Genomic DNA, 15,594 nt, shown 5'->3' with positions numbered 1-15,594 from the left:
ACGTGGACGTGTTCTTCGATCCGCGCAGCGTCGCCGTCCTCGGGGCCTCGAACGACCCCGCGAAGTGGGGGTTCTGGCTCGCCGCCGGAGCGCTGACCGGAGCGGAACGACGCCGGGTCTTCCTCGTCAATGCGCGCGCAACCTCGATCCAGGGGGAGCGGACGTGGGCACGACTGCGCGACCTGCCCGAAGTGCCCGAACTCCTCGTCGTCTCCATCCCCGGCACCGCCGTGGCGGGCGTCGTCACCGAGGCGCTCGACCTCGGCGTGCGCGCCTTCCTCATCATCTCGACCCGGGTTCCGCAGGCGGAGGAGCTCGCCGAGGCGATCACCGCGGCCGGCGCCCGTCTCATCGGACCCGGGTCGCTCGGGCTCGTCGACTCCGCCAACGAGCTCCTCCTCGCGTGGGGGCACTTCACCCCGGGATCGCTCGCCGTGGTCACCCAGAGCGGACAGCTCGGTTCGGAGATCGCCACGCTCTCGGCGCGCAGCGGACTCGGCATCTCCCGTTTCGCCTCGATCGGCGGACAGTCAGACGTCCGCGCCGCAGAGATCCTCGATTCCCTCGTCGACGATCCGGACACGAGCCAGGTCGCGCTCTACCTCGAATCCTTCACCGGAGGCACGGCCCTCGTGGCGGCGATGCAGCGCCTGCGGGCGGCAGGGAAGCCGACGATGATCCTCACCACCGGGGCGTCGAATGCGGGACAGCGACTCGCGCGCTCGCACACGGGCTCGCTCACCTCGGCGATCGATGCCGTCGACGCCGCGTGCCGGAAGGCCGGCGCGATCCGCCTCGCTTCGCCCTCGGAGATCGTCGAACTCGCCGGCTTCTTCGCCTCGTCGTGGCTGCCCGGCGGGCGTCGGGTCGGCATCGTCTCCGACTCCGGCGGTCAAGGGGCGATCGCCGCGGACATCGCCGAACTTCACGGGCTCACCGTCGACCCCGTAGCCGAGCCCGTGCGCGCCCGCGTCGAGGCGCTCCTACCCGAGGCCGGGCACGTCGAGAACCCCGTCGACCTCGACGGGGCAGGAGAGTCGGACCTCGGCATCTACGTCCGCGTCGTGCGCGAACTCCTCGCCGACGAGCGCGTCGACGCCGTCGTCCTCAGCGGCTACTTCGGGTGCTACGGGGAGAACACCCCCGAGCTCCTCGAGGCGGAGCTGGCCGAGGTCGAGGAGCTCGGCCGGGCGGCGATGGAGCACCGCAAGCCGCTGCTCGTCCATTCGATGAGTGCGGACTCCCAGGCCGTGGCCGACATGTGGGCCCGCGCCGTGCCCTGCTACCGGTCGATCGACACGACGATGCGGGTGCTCTCCCGCGCCGCCTTCTACTCCTCCCATGCGGGGCGGATCGCCGAGGCGTTCGAGCTCTCGGGCACCGTCACCCCGTGGGGCCGCGGGTACTCGGCGGCGCGCGAGACGATCATCTCCGCAGGTGTTGAGGTGCCCCGTGCCGTGACCGTGGCCGAGGGTGATGACCTCGCCGAGGCGGTCGGTGCCGCCGAGCTCACCCCGCCGTTCGTCCTCAAGGCGGGGTGGCCTGCGCACAAGACCGAGGTCGGGGGCATCGCCCTGGGCCTGCGGGATCTCGCCGCACTCGAGGCAGCGCACAAGGACATGGTCTCCCGCCTCGGCGCCGGCGAGTACATCGTCGAGGAGATGGACGGACGCAATCACGTCGTCGAGATCCTCGTCGGCGGGCGGCAGGACGAGAACTTCGGGCCGATCGTCATGGTCGGGGCCGGCGGCACGGAGACCGAGCTCTACAACGACACCCGGCTCGAGCTCGCCCCGGTCTCGCGCGCGGAGGCCCACGACATGCTCACCCAGCTCACGTGCTACCGCCTGCTCCAGGGCTGGCGGGGCCGGCCGGCGGCCGACGTCGAGAGCCTCGTCGACGTCGTCGTCTCCGTCTCCCGGCTCATCGCCGCGAACAACGAGATCGCCGAGGTCGAGATCAACCCCGTCCGCGTCGCCGAATCCGGCGCCATCGCCGTCGATGCCCTCGTCCTCACCGCGACCGGAGACGACGCCGAGGCGACCGGAGAGGACGCCGAGGCGACCGGAGAGGACGCCGAGGCGGGCAGCGAGGACGCCGCCTCCACGGCGGCGGCTCCCGTCCACCGCACGAACGACGTTTCAGAGGAGATGCGAGCATGACCGAACTCACCGGCGGCGGCCACCTGGCCAAGGCACTGGCGGCCGAGGGCGTCACCCGCGTCTTCGGCATCCCCGGCACCCACAACCTCGAGGTCTTTGCGCAGCTGAGCGCCGAGGGCATCGACATCGTCTCCCCGCGCCACGAGCAGGGGGCGGGGTACATGGCCGACGGTGCGGCCCGGACCACCGGCGACATCGCGGTCGTCGTCACCACCACGGGCCCAGCCGTGCTCAACGCGCTCACCGCGCTGCTCCAGTCGTTCACCGACTCCGTCCCCGTCCTCCTCATCGGCCCCGGCATGCCGCTGACCCACCCCGGCCGCGGCACCGGACTCCTCCACGAGGTGCGCAACCAGGCGCTCGCGATCGAGGCGATCCTCGGTGACAGCCACCGGGTGACGAGCGTGCCCGAGGTCTCCCTCGCCGTCGGTCAGGCGCTCACCGTGATGCGCTCGGGACGGCCGCGGCCGGCGTTCATCGAGATCCCCCTCGACCTCATCGAGGCGAGCGGCCCCGGCGTCCTCCACCCGTCCGTGACCCGTCCGCTGCCGCAGGTGAGCGTGTCCGCGATCGAGTCCGCCGCCGAGGCGCTCGCCGACTCCCAGCATCCTCTCCTCATCGTCGGGGCCGGGGCCCACGGGGCGGGGGAGGAGGTCATCGACCTCGCCGAGGCGCTCGGGGCGGGGATCGTCCTCTCGTCGAACGCGAAGGGCGCCGTCGCCGATGACCATCCGGTCGTGCTCGGGGCGATCGGGTTCCTCCCGGAGCTGCCGGAGATCCTCGGGCAGGCCGACGCCGTCGTCGCGATCGGCACCGAACTCGCGCCGAGCGACTTCTGGCCCCAGCCACTGCCCCTGCCCGGCACCGTCGTGCGCATCGACATCGACGAGATGCAGATGCTGAGGAACGCCGTCGTCACCCACCCGATCGTCGCCGATGCCAAGGAGGCGACCGCCGCACTGACGGCCCAGGCGGGAAGGGTGCGCGAGGCGGGGTCGACGGACGCAGCACGGTCGTGGCGGGTCGGACTCAGGGACGAGGCGATCGCCGCCGCCCGTGAGGGCGCGCCCTGGGCGCCGCTGTGCGAGGGGCTCAACGCATTCACCGCGCTCTCGGAGTCGCCCGTGGTCATCGCCGCGGATTCGACGATGGCCTGCTACTACGGCGTGCAGACCGGGTGGCGGGCCAGACACGGCGACCGTTTCCTCTATCCCGCCGGTGCCGGCACCCTCGGCTACGGGCTGCCCGCGGGGATCGGGGCGAAGATCGCAGCCCCCGAGTCGCGTGTCATCGCCGTCGAAGGCGACGGCGGGTCGATGTTCACGATCGCCGAGCTCTCCGCCGCAGTCCAGGCGCAGGTTTCGCTCACCCTCGTCATCGTCGACAACGGCGGCTATGGGGAGATCCGCAATGAGATGGCCGACAGGGGCGACGTCCCGTCCGGCGTCGTCCTCACCGCCCCCGACTTCCCGGCGCTCGCGACGGCGATGGGTGCCCACGGCGTCCACGTCGAGAGTGCCGAGGAGCTCGCCGCCGCCCTCGCCGAGGCGGTCGAGCGTCCCGGTCCCACCCTCATCCACCTGTTCGAGGACTCCCGCGCCGCCGCGGACATGCTCGGACCCTGACCCGTACCGGCTGACCCTGACCCGCAACGACCGACCCTGACCCAAGGCGACCCACCCCGGCCGACCCCGACCCCACGATCGACCGCCCGCCGACCGGGCGAGACGAAGGAGAACCATGAGCTACACCCCCTGGCCGCTCAGCGACGAGCAGCGCGACGTCATCGACCTCTGCCGGTCCTTCGCCGCCGAGGAGATCCGACCCGCTGCCCGCGCCGTCGACGAGGCCGACACCGAGTCCCCGGTCGGCATCTTCCGGGCTGCTGCGAAGGTCGGGATCACCGACTTCATGATCCCCGAGGAGTACGGAGGCGGCGGATTCACCGACGTCTTCACCCAGTGCCTCGTCCAGGAGCAGCTGTGCTTCGGGGACCCTGGCATCGGGAACTTCGTATGCTCGAACGGCTTCTTCGCCGACCCGATCCTCGCGCTCGGCACACCCGAGCAGAAGGAGGCGTGGCTGCGGCCGCTGACCGGCGACGACCCGAAATTCACAGCACTGGCGACGACGGAACCGGGGTCGGGGTCGGACTCGGCGTCGATCATCACCCGCGCCGACCGTGCCGACGGCGGCTATGTCCTCAACGGGCAGAAGGCATGGATCTCCAATGCCGGCCTCGCCGACTTCTACGTCGTCTTCGCCAAGACCGACCCCGCCCAGCGCTCCCGCGGCGTCACCGCGTTCCTGCTCGAGAAGGACACCCCGGGCATGGAGTTCGGGGCGCCCATGAAGAAGATGGGGCAGCGGGCTATCGTCTGCCGGGAGATCTTCCTCTCCGACGCCTTCGTTCCCGAGGCCAACCGCCTCGGCGGGGAGGGAGAGGGCTTCTACGGGCTCATGCGCACCTTCGACATCTCCCGCGTCGTCCTCGGGGCGGCGGCACTCGGGACCGCGCGGGCCGCGTACGAGTACGCGCGTGACTATGCGCGGGAGCGCACCCAGTTCGGCAAGGCGATCATCGACCATCAGGCGGTGGCGTTCCGGCTCGCGGATATGTCCGCCCGCATCGACGCGGCGTGGCTGCAGGTGCTCAATGCGGCGCGGATGATCGACGCTGGGTCCGCGGTGCCGCGTCAGCGGGTGACCGCCTCGGCGGCGATGGCGAAGCTCAACGCCTCGGAGACGGCGATGTTCTGCACGTGGGCGGCGGTCCAGACGCTCGGGGGCTGGGGCTACTCGCGCGAGCACCCGGTCGAGCAGTGGATGCGCGATGCCAAGCTCGAGGAGATCGAGGAGGGCACGAGCGACATCATGCGCGTGCTCATCTCCCGCAACCTCGTGTGAGGCGCGGCAGCGGGCCTCACACGGGTGGGGGCCGAGATCCGGCACAGGTGGGGTTGTGCCCGCGCACGAGCGGGGCAGAAGGCGTCGAGCGACGACTCGACGCGCGACGATCATTTCTCGTGAGAACCGGAATAGCGCGGTCGATGGGTGTGTTGTTCGAGATGAGGCCCTGATATAGGGTCGAAAATGAAGCCGCCGGACCAGGCGGGCATCAATTCTCTTCAGGAGGAATCACATGGCTGAGCAGTACACGCTTCCGGAACTGCCCTACGACTACTCCGCTCTCGAGCCGCACATCTCGGCTCGCATCATGGAGCTGCATCACGACAAGCACCACGCGACCTACGTCAAGGGCGCGAACACCGCGGTCGAGCAGATCGCCGAGGCGCGCGAATCCGGCAACCTCGCGAACCTGCCCAAGCTCATCCGTGACCTCTCGTTCAACCTCGGCGGTCACGTCAACCACTCGATCTTCTGGCAGAACATGTCCCCGGACGGCGGCGACAAGCCCGTCGGCGAGCTCGCTGCCGCGATCGACGACCAGTTCGGCTCGTTCGACAAGTTCCGCGAGGTCTTCACGACCGCTGCGACGACGATCCAGGGCTCGGGTTGGGCCGTGCTCGTCTACGATCAGCTCGGCGGCAACCTCTTCGTCGAACAGCTCCACGACCAGCAGTCGGACATCCAGCAGGGCGGAACCCCGATCCTCCAGCTCGACATGTGGGAGCACGCGTTCTACCTCGACTACCAGAACGTCAAGCCGGACTACGTCAAGGCCTGGTGGAACATCGTCAACTGGGAGGACGCCGGTGCCCGCTTCGACCGCGCGGTCAACCAGACCAAGGGTCTGCTCCTCGGCTGAGGCCCTTCTGATCTGAGCGCTCGCCCCGACCGGGTATGAGGTGGGTGGCGATCACGCTCGCGCGACGGCTCGGACTCCATGGCGGAGTCCGAGCCGTCGTCGTGTCTGCGGAGCACCAGCGGCACCATCGCGGTCTGCCCGCACACATTCGAGCAACCCTCCGGGGCGTTCAACAACCCAGCGTGAGGTTGCCGAGTGCCCGGAGGGTGGCTGGAGTCGACACCGCTAGGGTGAGACCATGACCGTGCACGTGAGATCGTGGTCGACGGACGACGCCGAGGCGCTCGTCGACATCTACGCGAACGCCGACGCTGAGCTGCGATCGAATATCCCCGACGACCGCGGAATCTCCGGGGCCCGCGAATGGCTCGACCGCGTGCTCGCTGCGAAAGCCGACGGTACCGGGTGGGCGCTCGCAATCGTCGAAGCCGACGGCGACCTTTTCGGCAATGTCATGGCCTCATGCATCGAACAGCGGCATTCGACGGCGTGGATCTCGTACTGGCTCACCGCCTCGGCGCGCGGTCGCGGGCTTGCATCGTCGGCGTTGCGCACCCTCGTCGATGTCGCCCATGACGAGCTCGACGTCTACCGCCTCGAACTCGGCTACCGGGTGAACAATCCCGCGTCGGCCGCTGTCGCACGGGCTGCCGGGTTCCTCGTCGAAGGCCGGGAACGCGAGAAGCTGCTCTATGACGGCGTCCGCTTCGACACTGAGGTGTGCGCCCGCCTCTCCGGCGATCCGCGGTCACCGGGTCGCCGCCTCCCGGTTCGGCAGTGACGCAACGTCGCGGTTGCTGAGTGTGCTGCTCGTGTCGACCCCGCCATCCGAGCAACCCTCCGGGGCGCTCAGCAACCCAGCGTGAGGTTGCCGAGTGCCCGGAAGGTGGCTGAGCGCGGCTCGATCGCTGACAACGGCACCGAACCCGAGTCGCTAGACTGTCCTGCGGACGAATGCGTCCGGACACAGCAGGTTCTCAGAGGGAGTGAGCGCACATGAAGGTCGCCGTCATCGGAGCACACGGGCGCATGGGTGCGCAGGCCGTCGAGGCAGTCAAGGACGCCGACGGGCTCGACCTCGTCGCCGCGCTCGGCAGCTCCGACTCGCTCGAAACGCTCACCGACCTCGATGTCGACGTCGCCGTCGAGCTCACCGTGCCCAAGGCGACCGAGGACAACGTCCGCTTCCTCGTCGAGCACGACATCGACACCGTCGTCGGCACCACCGGTTGGGACGCGGACCGGCTCGACCGCCTCCGCGACCTCCTCGCCGACCACCCTGACACCGCCGTGCTCATCGCCCCGAACTTCTCGATCGGCGCGGTGCTGGCGATGCGCTTCGCCGAGGTGGCCGCCCCCTACTTCGATTCCGCCGAGGTCGTCGAGATCCACCATCCCCGCAAGCTCGACGCCCCCTCCGGCACGGCCGTGCACACCGCCCAGCGGATCGCCGCTGCCAGGAAGGCCGCCGACCTGCCAGCCGTTCCCGACGCCACCGACTCCGATCCTGACGGTGCGCGCGGAGCGGTCATCGACGGCATCCACGTCCACGCCATCCGCCAGCTCGGCATGACCGCCTCCGAGGAGATCCACTTCGGTGCGGCAGGGGAGGCCCTGACGATCCGCACGGACTCGTTCTCCACCTCGGCGTTCATGCCGGGGATCATCACCGCGGTCCGCGCGATCGGGGACCGCACCGGCATCATCCACGGCCTCGAGAACATGCTCGACCTCTGATGTCGAAGGCGAAGATCGGAGCGATCGTCGTCTCCGTCCTCCTGGCGTTCTACTTCGTCATCATGGGACAGCGGGCGTGGATCCTCATCCGCGAACCCGACCTCGTCCCCAAGCTCATGGGGGTGGCGCTCTTCGTCCTGCCCGTCGTCGGTGCCTGGGCGCTCATCATGGAGCTCCTCTTCGGCGCGCGCATGGAGAAGCTCGCCCGGATCCTCGAAGCCGAGGGCGGCCTGCCCGTCGACGACCTGCCCCGCACACCGGGCGGCCGGATCGTCCAGGAGGCCGCCGACGAAGCCTTCGCCCAGTACCAGTCGGAGGCCGAGGCCGCACCCGAGGACTGGCGTTCATGGTTCCGTCTCTCGTGTGCCTACGACGCGAGCGGCGACCGCAGGCGAGCCCGGTCGACGATGCGCAAGGCGATCACGATGGAGCGGACTGGCCGGGCCTGAAGCCTGCGCGTCGGGACTGACGTCTGCACGGAGGTTTCCGAGGGCTCAGGCCTCGCGGCTCAGACTCCGCCGGACCCCTCGCGGGACTCCTCTCGCTCCGGTCGTTTCGGACTGACCGCTTTGACGAGCGAGGCGATCACCCCTTCGAGCGGTCCGCGCGGGCTGACGAAGAGCTTCCACACGATCGCGAAGACGATGAAGCTCACCGCATGGATGGCGTACTCCGTCGTCAGCTTGACGGGGTCGCCCGACTCGACCATCGGCGCGGGCTGGAAGTACGGGTGCGTGATCTCGACGAGGATGACGTGAGCGGCGTAGACCGTCAGCGGCATCGACCCCGGTGCGCTGAGGGGAGCGAGGAGCCATGACCGCCTACCCAGCAGAATCGCGGCGGCCTGGCAGACGGCGATCGCCGCAAGCGAAGTGCCGGCGGTGGAGATGAGGTCGAACGGCGTGGCCGAATGCGGTCCCGCGATCGCCAGCCACCACCATGAGTCCGGCGGGGTGACGCCGTAGCTGTTGACGTACAGCGCCGCTGTCAGGTCGGCGCCGCTGGCCGCGGCGACGGCTTCGAGCTCCTGCAGGCCGCCGGCGACGTTGAGGAGCAGCCACGACGCTCCGCGGCCGATGAGGAAGAGCGCGACTCCTGCGACGAACAGCGCAGTGAGGTGCTTGCCGATGTCGATCTTCGCCACCGCCATGCCGAGGAGGATGTACGCCATCCATTGGAGGATCGGATAGTACCCGGTGAGGACGAGTTCGAGTGCCGCGTTCTCCAGGGATCCGAGGTCGGCCCACGACATCGGCAGGTATGAGGGCTCCAGGCCGAAGCTGCTTCGCAGCCACATCGAGACGATCGGGCTGACCACCATCCATACGCCGGCGAGCGTGAACAGCGCCCAGGCCCGCAGGCGGAGGAAGAGGAGGGCGATGCCGAACATCACCCCGTAGTTGACGAGGATGACGGCGAGGTTCGTCGTGATCGCACCGAGGAACAGGCCGATGACGATGATCGAGGCCGCTCGGACGAGCACACCCGGCGCGACGTCGCGCAGACGCCCGGTCGCAGCCAGCGTGCTCCGCGTCGAGAGCACCAGCGAACACCCCGCGAGCACCGCGAAGAGCGCCGAGGCCCGACCGGAGAAGACCGTCGCCCACGTCGGCATCGCCTCATCGGTGAGGGGGAAGATGTGCGTGATCATCATCGTCAGCAGCGCGAGTCCGCGGGCGGCATCGAGGCCGACGAGGCGACCGTGGGGGCTCAGGCGGGCGAGGATCCCCGCCGAGGTGGTCGCCGGTTGAGTGCTCATGGAACGATTCTCACATGGTTGCCCAGATATCAGGGCACGTTGGGTATCTTATTGCCATGACCTTCAACCCGAACGCTGACATCAGCACCAACCGGACGAGCCGCCGCGGCCGGAATACGGCGATCGCCGGAGGCGGTGTCGGTGTGGTCGGCCTCCTCGTCTTCCTCATCGGTCCCCTCCTCGGCGTCGACCTCACAGGGCTCATGGGCAGCACGATGCTCGACAGCGGCGAGCAGCAGGGAACCTCGAACGAAGCGGCGATGCTCCAGTGCGACACCGGCGAGGACGCCAACCGCTCGACCGACTGCCGGATGGCCGGCGCACAGGTCGTCCTCGACGACTACTGGGCGCAGAATGTCGAAGGGTACACCCCGCCGCGCCTGACGATCGTCGACGGTCAGACACCCACCCAGTGCGGCACAGCCTCGAACGCGGTCGGCCCCTTCTACTGCCCACCCGAGCGCGGGGTCTACATCGACCCGTCGTTCTTCGACGTCATGCGCCAGCAGTTCGGCGCCTCCGCCGACGACCTCGCGCAGCTCTACATCGTCGGGCACGAGTGGGGCCACCACATCCAGAACATCACCGGCACGATGGAGAAGTACCCGAACAACGGCACCGGACCGGAGAGCAACGGTGTGCGCACGGAGCTTCAGGCCGACTGCTACGCCGGAGCGTGGCTCGGCGACGTCACCACGCTCACCGACGACAACGGCACTCCGTACCTCGAGCCGCCGACGCAGAAGCAGCTCGACGACGCCCTCAACGCGGCATTCGTCGTCGGCGACGACTACATCCAACAGCAGTCGGGCTTCGTCAACCCCGAAAGCTTCACGCACGGCACGAGCGAGCAGCGTCAGCGCTGGTTCACCAGCGGCTACAACGAGGGCCTCGGCAGCTGCGACGCGTTCGCCGTACCCGGCAGCCAGCTCTGACCGTTTCCCGAAGCAGACCCTGACCGTGCGGCGAGCCCGCCCTGACCGCGCGGCGAGCCCGCCCTGGCCGCGCGGCACACAGAGACGAGACACCTCTTCCGCGGTTATCCATACCGTGATATGAATTACGGGTCAGCACCCGCATGCATCAAGGACGATCCATGTCTCACCTCTTTCCGCACCTCTTCGAGCCGATCACCCTGGGTCCTCGGACCATCCGAAACCGCATCGTCTCATCCGGTCATGACACGGTCCTCGCCGACCATGGGCAGATCGGCCCCGACCTCGTCGCCTACCACGAGGCCCGGGCACAGGGAGGCTGCGGACTCATCGTCCTCCAGGTCTCCGGCGTCCACGAGACCGCCCGCTACACCAACCACGTCCTCATGGCCACCGATGACTCCGCGATCCCCGGCTATCGCGCCGTCGCCGAGGCCGTCCACCGCCACGGCGCGACGATCTTCGCCCAGCTCTTCCACCCCGGCCGCGAGGTCATGGACGGCGACCAGGGCATGGCACCCCGTGCCGTCGCTCCGAGCGACGTCCCGGAGGAGCGGTTCAGAGTCGTCCCCGAAGCCCTGAGCACCGCCACGGTCAAGGACATCATCGCCGGGTACGCGGACTCCGCGGCGCGGATCGCCTCGAGCGGCATCGACGGCGTCGAGATCGTCGCCAGCCACGGCTACCTGCCCATCCAGTTCTTCAACCCGCGCATCAACACCCGCACCGACGACTACGGCGGAACCCCGGAGAACCGACGCCGCTTCCTCACCGAGGTCGTCGAGGGCGTCCGCGCCGCAGTCGGCGACGATGTCGTCGTCGGCCTGCGGATCTCCGGGGAGGAGAAGACCGAGGACGGCCTCGTCGCCGACGAGATCCTCGACCTCATCGGCCACCTCGATGCCCTCGACTGTCTCGACTACTACTCCGTGACCGCCGGGGACTCCTCGACCCTCCAGGGCGCCGTCCACATCGTCCCCTCGATGCAGATCGACCCGGGATACGCGACGACCCTGTCCGCACAGGTGAAGAAGGTCACCGACAGGCCGGTCATGGTCGCCGGCCGGATCAACCAGCCGCACGAGGCCGAAGCGGCGATCGCCGAAGGCCGCACCGATATGGCGATCATGACCCGGGCGATGATCTGCGACCCGGACATCGCAGAGAAGTCCGCGCGCGACGCCGTCGACGAGATCCGCGCGTGCATCGGCTGCAACCAGGCCTGCATCGGCCACTTCCAGATGGGCGTGCCCATCTCGTGCATCCAGCACCCTGAGACCGGCCGCGAGCTCACCTTCCTGCCCCGCCCGCGCGTGCGCCGGGCCGAGCGCGTCCTCGTCATCGGCGGGGGACCGGGCGGTCTCAAGGCAGCCGCCGTCGCCGCCGAAGCAGGACACGACGTCGTCGTCTGTGAAGCGAAGCCCCACCTCGGCGGGGCCGTCCTGCTCGCCCAGACCCTGCCGTACCGGGCGGAGTTCGGTGGGGCCGCGACGAACCTGACCGCCGAGGCGGCCCGCGCCGGAGCCGAGCTGCGCACGTCGACGCCGGTGACCCAGGACGTCCTCGACGATCTCGCCCCCGATCATGTCATCGTCGCCACCGGCGCCGTCGAGCGGATGCCCGCTCTCGAGATCGCCGACGACGCCCTCGTCATCGGGGCCCGCACCTACCTCACCGAGGAGCCGACCCTGCCGACCGGGCGCATCCTCGTCGCCGACTGGAAGGGCGACTGGATCGGGTTGGGAATCGCGCTGCGCCTCGCCGAGGCGGGCCGGCCCGTCACGCTCGCCACCGCCGCGAACTTCGCGGGAGCAGCGATCCAGCAGTACACGCGCACCTTGCTCGTCTCGCAGGCGATGCGGGCCGGGGTCGAGTTCCTGGCCGACGCGCGCCTGGTCGGCATCGACGAGGACACGGGCTACCTCCAGTCGACGCTGTGCGAGATCGTCCACGAGGTCGCGGGGGTGACGGCGACCCTCGTCTCCGCCGCGCCCCGTTCGTCCACCCCGGACCTCGACTTCAGGGGAGCGGACGTCACGGTCATCGGCGATGCCCTGGCCCCGCGCACCGTCGAAGAGGCCGTCTACGAAGGGCTCGTCGCCGCGACAAACCTCTCCCGCACCGAGGCGGTCGGAGCGTGAGCCCGCGACCTCAGCTCGACCCCGCCGAGGTTGCCGCGAGACGCTCGGCGATCCTCGAGGCGACGATCGACGAGATCGTCCGGCGCGGACCCGAGAACGTGCGGATGAAGGACGTCGCCGCCGGTGCCGGAGTCTCCGTCGGCACGGTCCAGTACTACTTCGCCTCCCGCGACGACCTCCTCGTCGAGGCGTTCTCCGCCCACAGCCGAGCCGTCATCGCGGCGATCGCGGACCTCTCCGGCGGATCGGGGACCGCATGGCAGCGGCTCCGGTCGACCTTCGCCGCCGTCCCGACCGTCGGGTCCCACGAGCAGCGGGCGATCGTCTGGGTCGAACTCGTCGCCGCATCCCGCCGCAGTCCCGTTCTCAAGGATTCCGTCGCCGAGGTGTTCGCCGGGTGGCGGACCCACCTCCGTGATCTCATCGCAGGGGGAATCGCCGAGGGCTCCTTCACCCCGCGCATCGGCATCGACCTCATCGTCGACACCCTCATCGCGCAGATCGACGGTTTCGATCTCGCCGTCGCGGCGGGACGGACCGACTTGCGACCCGACCGGATGAGCACGTCGCTCGAAGCGACGGCCGCGTCGCTCCTCGGCGTCGACGCCGCAGCGGCGGCTCACCGGTGACGCGGCTCACCCTGGCATCAGCGCTGCACTGACGCGGCTCGCCCCGGGCCTCAGTCCGGCACTGGCCGAGCCCCGCTGTCAGAGCCTGGCGATGGTCTGGACGTCGTCGCGGAACTCCCGGGCCGTCTCCTCGGACACGGTCGCCCTGGTCGCCCGCAGCGCGTCGAGGTAGTTCTCCGTCGTGAGCACGTCCGTGCGGGCGTCGATGGGCACCCGGTCCTTGCCGAGCGAGGCGGCCAAGGCCTCCTGCGAGGCCCGTCTGGCCGCGTACTCGATGTCGGCCGGGGTGAGCCCGCTGCTGGCATCGACGAGTGCGTCGACGTCGATGTCGCCGATGACGTGGTCGGGGATGTAGCGGGACCAGATGGCGTGCCGGGCGGTCTCGTCGGGCAGGCCGATGGGGATGACGTAGTCGAAGCGGCCATGCCGGAGGAATGCGGCGTCGAGGGCCCGGACGAAGTTCGTCGCACAGATGAGCAGCCGGCCCTCCCGGTCCCGGAACTCCGCGACCTGTTTGAGGAGCTCGTTCGTCACCCCCTGGGTCGGCGACGGCGGTTCGCCGCCGCGCTTCGAGGCGATCTCCTCGACCTCGTCGATGAAGACGACCGCATGCTCGAGCTCGCCGATCTGCTCGAACGAGGTCCGCAGACCCGCGGCCACCCCACCGGGCTCCCCGGACAGGCGGGAGGGGAAGAGCTCGACGAACGGCCAGTCGAGACGGGAGGCCACCGCCTTCGCAAACGTCGTCTTCCCGGTGCCGGGAGGACCGAAGAGCATGACCGCCCGTGGTGGGACGACACCGAAGTGATCGGCGAGGTCGGGTTCGGACAGGGGCACGACGAGACGATCCTCGAGCATGTCCTTCTCCTCCTGCATTCCGCTCACCGCATCCCACAGATGGCGGGGGAGGATGCGGCCGCCGACGCTGCGGAGCAGATCGAGCTCGCGCCGCTGCACCGGCATCTGCCGTTCGAGATAGCGCAGCTGCGAGCGGACCTGGAAGCCGTTGGACTCGAGCCCCGCGAACGCCGGGGACTCCTCAGGCACGAGGATCGAGAGCTTCCCCAGCCCCAGCGGCATGAAATGGCGTTCGAGGGCGTCAAGCAGCCCCGCCTCGGCGTGCTCACCCTGTCCGGACTCATCGGCCACCTCGGCGAGGACATGGAAGAAGACGATCCACCCCTGGGCGTGCGCGGCCCGGCCGACGGCGGCACCGACGATCTCCTCACCGCGGACGGCGACGACGGCATGGTCGTTCTGGCACGACGCGATGACCTCGGGCAGCGAATAGACGGGGGCGGCGGGGGAGGCCTGCGCCGCCTCCCAGAGGCGGACGATCCCGTCGAGGTCGTCGTCGTGGAAATCGCGGATGCGTGTGCGGCTCATCGAACTCTCCTTCGGTGCAGTCGTCACGGGGCGTGAGCACAGCCTATGTGATCTGCGTCTCAGCCGACCACCTCGGCGCGCCTGGACCGGTTCCCCGCAGGTGAGGGCGGCGGCGGTATCCTGGTTCCATGGCGATTCTCGGGGACAGTGCGGCGACCGCCGCGATCGAAGCGTTCGGCACCGTCGGCACGGCAATGGTGACTCCGTTCAACGACGACGGGACCATCGACTGGGCGGGCGTGGAGAAGGTCGCCGACCACCTCGTGAACCTCGGCAACGACATGCTCGTCGTCTCCGGCACCACGGGGGAGTCCCCGACGACGACCGACGACGAGAAGATCGAACTCCTCCGCGTCGTCCGCGGTGCCGTGGGCACCCGCGCGAAGCTCATCGCCGGCACCGGGAACAATGTCACCGCGCACACGGTTGACCTCAGTGAGCGCTCGGCAGCCGCCGGCGCGGACGGCCTCCTCGTCGTCACCCCTTACTACTCGAAGCCGACGCAGCCGGCGATCGCCGCGCACATGCGGGCGGCGGCGGACTCCACGGACCTGCCCGTCATGCTCTACGACATCCCCGGTCGCTCCGGGGTGCCGATCACGACGGAGACGCTCCTCGGACTCGCCGACCACCCGAACATCCTCGCGGTCAAGGACGCCAAGGGCGACCTCTTCGCCTCGCAGACGGTGATGGCCGAATCGTCCCTCGTCTACTACTCGGGGGAGGACGCCCTCAACCTTCCGCTACTGGCCATCGGCGCCCTCGGACTCGTCTCCGTCGCCGGACACGTGTGCTCCGACCGCTTCGCGGCGATGGTCCAGGCCGTCTACGACAACGACCTCGACACAGCGAGGCGGCTGAGCTACGAGACCGCCGGCGTCGTCGACGCCCTCATGAACCACATGCCGGGAGTGATCTCGGCGAAGGCCGCATTGCAGGCCCAGGGAATACTGACCAACCGCGGTACCCGGATGCCGCTGCTCCCAGCAGATGAGGAGCAGACGGCGTTCGTCACCGCCCAACTGACCAGGAGTGGTTACCTCAGTGAATAACGCATTGACCCAAGAGCTCGGTCC

Annotated in this window: 13 protein-coding genes; 11 read left to right on the top strand and 2 right to left on the bottom strand. The window is 69.4% G+C overall.

Features of this window, described 5'->3' with window-relative positions; genetic code table 11:
- Positions 1-2: 2 nt before the first annotated feature.
- The 7 genes from ACQ1RG_RS15465 (at position 3) to ACQ1RG_RS15435 (ending at position 8,117) form a co-directional block, all read left to right on the top strand.
- Positions 3-2,162 (top strand): acetate--CoA ligase family protein, encoded by a 2,160-nt coding sequence (locus ACQ1RG_RS15465; RefSeq protein WP_430600240.1) that lies wholly within the window; start codon positions 3-5, stop codon positions 2,160-2,162.
- On the top strand, positions 2,159-3,787 hold the full coding sequence (locus ACQ1RG_RS15460; protein WP_063249013.1) for a thiamine pyrophosphate-binding protein: 1,629 nt from the start codon (positions 2,159-2,161) through the stop codon (positions 3,785-3,787). The genes ACQ1RG_RS15465 and ACQ1RG_RS15460 overlap by 4 nt, the downstream gene beginning before the upstream one ends.
- Before the next feature lie 115 nt (positions 3,788-3,902).
- A complete protein-coding gene (locus tag ACQ1RG_RS15455) occupies positions 3,903-5,069 on the top strand; it encodes an acyl-CoA dehydrogenase family protein (RefSeq protein WP_063249012.1) in 1,167 nt (388 codons plus the stop codon).
- 235 nt (positions 5,070-5,304) lie between these two features.
- On the top strand, positions 5,305-5,931 hold the full coding sequence (locus ACQ1RG_RS15450; RefSeq protein WP_009378466.1) for a superoxide dismutase: 627 nt from the start codon (positions 5,305-5,307) through the stop codon (positions 5,929-5,931).
- A gap of 238 nt (positions 5,932-6,169) precedes the next feature.
- A complete protein-coding gene (locus tag ACQ1RG_RS15445; protein ID WP_009378468.1) occupies positions 6,170-6,712 on the top strand; it encodes a GNAT family N-acetyltransferase in 543 nt (180 codons plus the stop codon).
- Positions 6,713-6,927: 215 nt separating this feature from the next.
- Positions 6,928-7,668, top strand: a complete 741-nt coding sequence (gene dapB, locus ACQ1RG_RS15440) for a 4-hydroxy-tetrahydrodipicolinate reductase (RefSeq protein ID WP_063249011.1) — start codon at positions 6,928-6,930, stop codon at positions 7,666-7,668.
- Positions 7,668-8,117 carry a hypothetical protein gene (locus ACQ1RG_RS15435; protein WP_063249010.1) on the top strand — a complete coding sequence of 150 codons (450 nt, stop codon included), beginning with the start codon at positions 7,668-7,670 and terminating at the stop codon, positions 8,115-8,117. The genes dapB and ACQ1RG_RS15435 overlap by 1 nt, the downstream gene beginning before the upstream one ends.
- Positions 8,118-8,176: 59 nt before the next feature.
- Here the strand turns inward: ACQ1RG_RS15435 and ACQ1RG_RS15430 are convergent, their stop codons facing one another.
- A complete protein-coding gene (locus ACQ1RG_RS15430) occupies positions 8,177-9,427 on the bottom strand; it encodes a heparan-alpha-glucosaminide N-acetyltransferase domain-containing protein (RefSeq protein ID WP_430600236.1) in 1,251 nt (416 codons plus the stop codon).
- Between the two features lie 56 nt (positions 9,428-9,483).
- Between ACQ1RG_RS15430 and ypfJ the strand changes: the two genes are divergently transcribed.
- From ypfJ to ACQ1RG_RS15415, 3 genes are all read left to right on the top strand, one after another.
- Positions 9,484-10,362 carry a KPN_02809 family neutral zinc metallopeptidase gene (ypfJ, locus tag ACQ1RG_RS15425; RefSeq protein ID WP_063249008.1) on the top strand — a complete coding sequence of 293 codons (879 nt, stop codon included), beginning with the start codon at positions 9,484-9,486 and terminating at the stop codon, positions 10,360-10,362.
- 161 nt (positions 10,363-10,523) lie between these two features.
- Complete coding sequence (locus ACQ1RG_RS15420) at positions 10,524-12,503, top strand: FAD-dependent oxidoreductase (RefSeq protein ID WP_063249007.1); 1,980 nt, start codon at positions 10,524-10,526, stop codon at positions 12,501-12,503.
- Entirely contained in the window at positions 12,500-13,132 is a 633-nt protein-coding gene (locus ACQ1RG_RS15415; protein ID WP_009378480.1) for a TetR/AcrR family transcriptional regulator, read from the top strand. Before ACQ1RG_RS15420 ends, ACQ1RG_RS15415 begins: the two co-directional genes overlap by 4 nt.
- 78 nt (positions 13,133-13,210) lie before the next feature.
- Here the strand turns inward: ACQ1RG_RS15415 and ACQ1RG_RS15410 are convergent, their stop codons facing one another.
- Positions 13,211-14,518, bottom strand: coding sequence for an ATP-binding protein (locus ACQ1RG_RS15410; RefSeq protein ID WP_063249006.1), 1,308 nt, complete (start codon positions 14,516-14,518; stop codon positions 13,211-13,213).
- 128 nt (positions 14,519-14,646) lie between these two features.
- On the opposite strand from ACQ1RG_RS15410, the gene dapA reads away from it, so the two are divergent.
- Positions 14,647-15,570: a 4-hydroxy-tetrahydrodipicolinate synthase gene (dapA, locus tag ACQ1RG_RS15405; protein ID WP_009378486.1), complete on the top strand. Its 924-nt coding sequence runs from the start codon at positions 14,647-14,649 to the stop codon at positions 15,568-15,570.
- Positions 15,571-15,594: the final 24 nt, after the last annotated feature.

This window comes from Brevibacterium sp. K72 (assembly GCF_050562175.1).
Lineage (GTDB): Bacteria > Actinomycetota > Actinomycetes > Actinomycetales > Brevibacteriaceae > Brevibacterium > Brevibacterium casei.
This window is presented reverse-complemented; position numbering and strand designations above follow the sequence as displayed.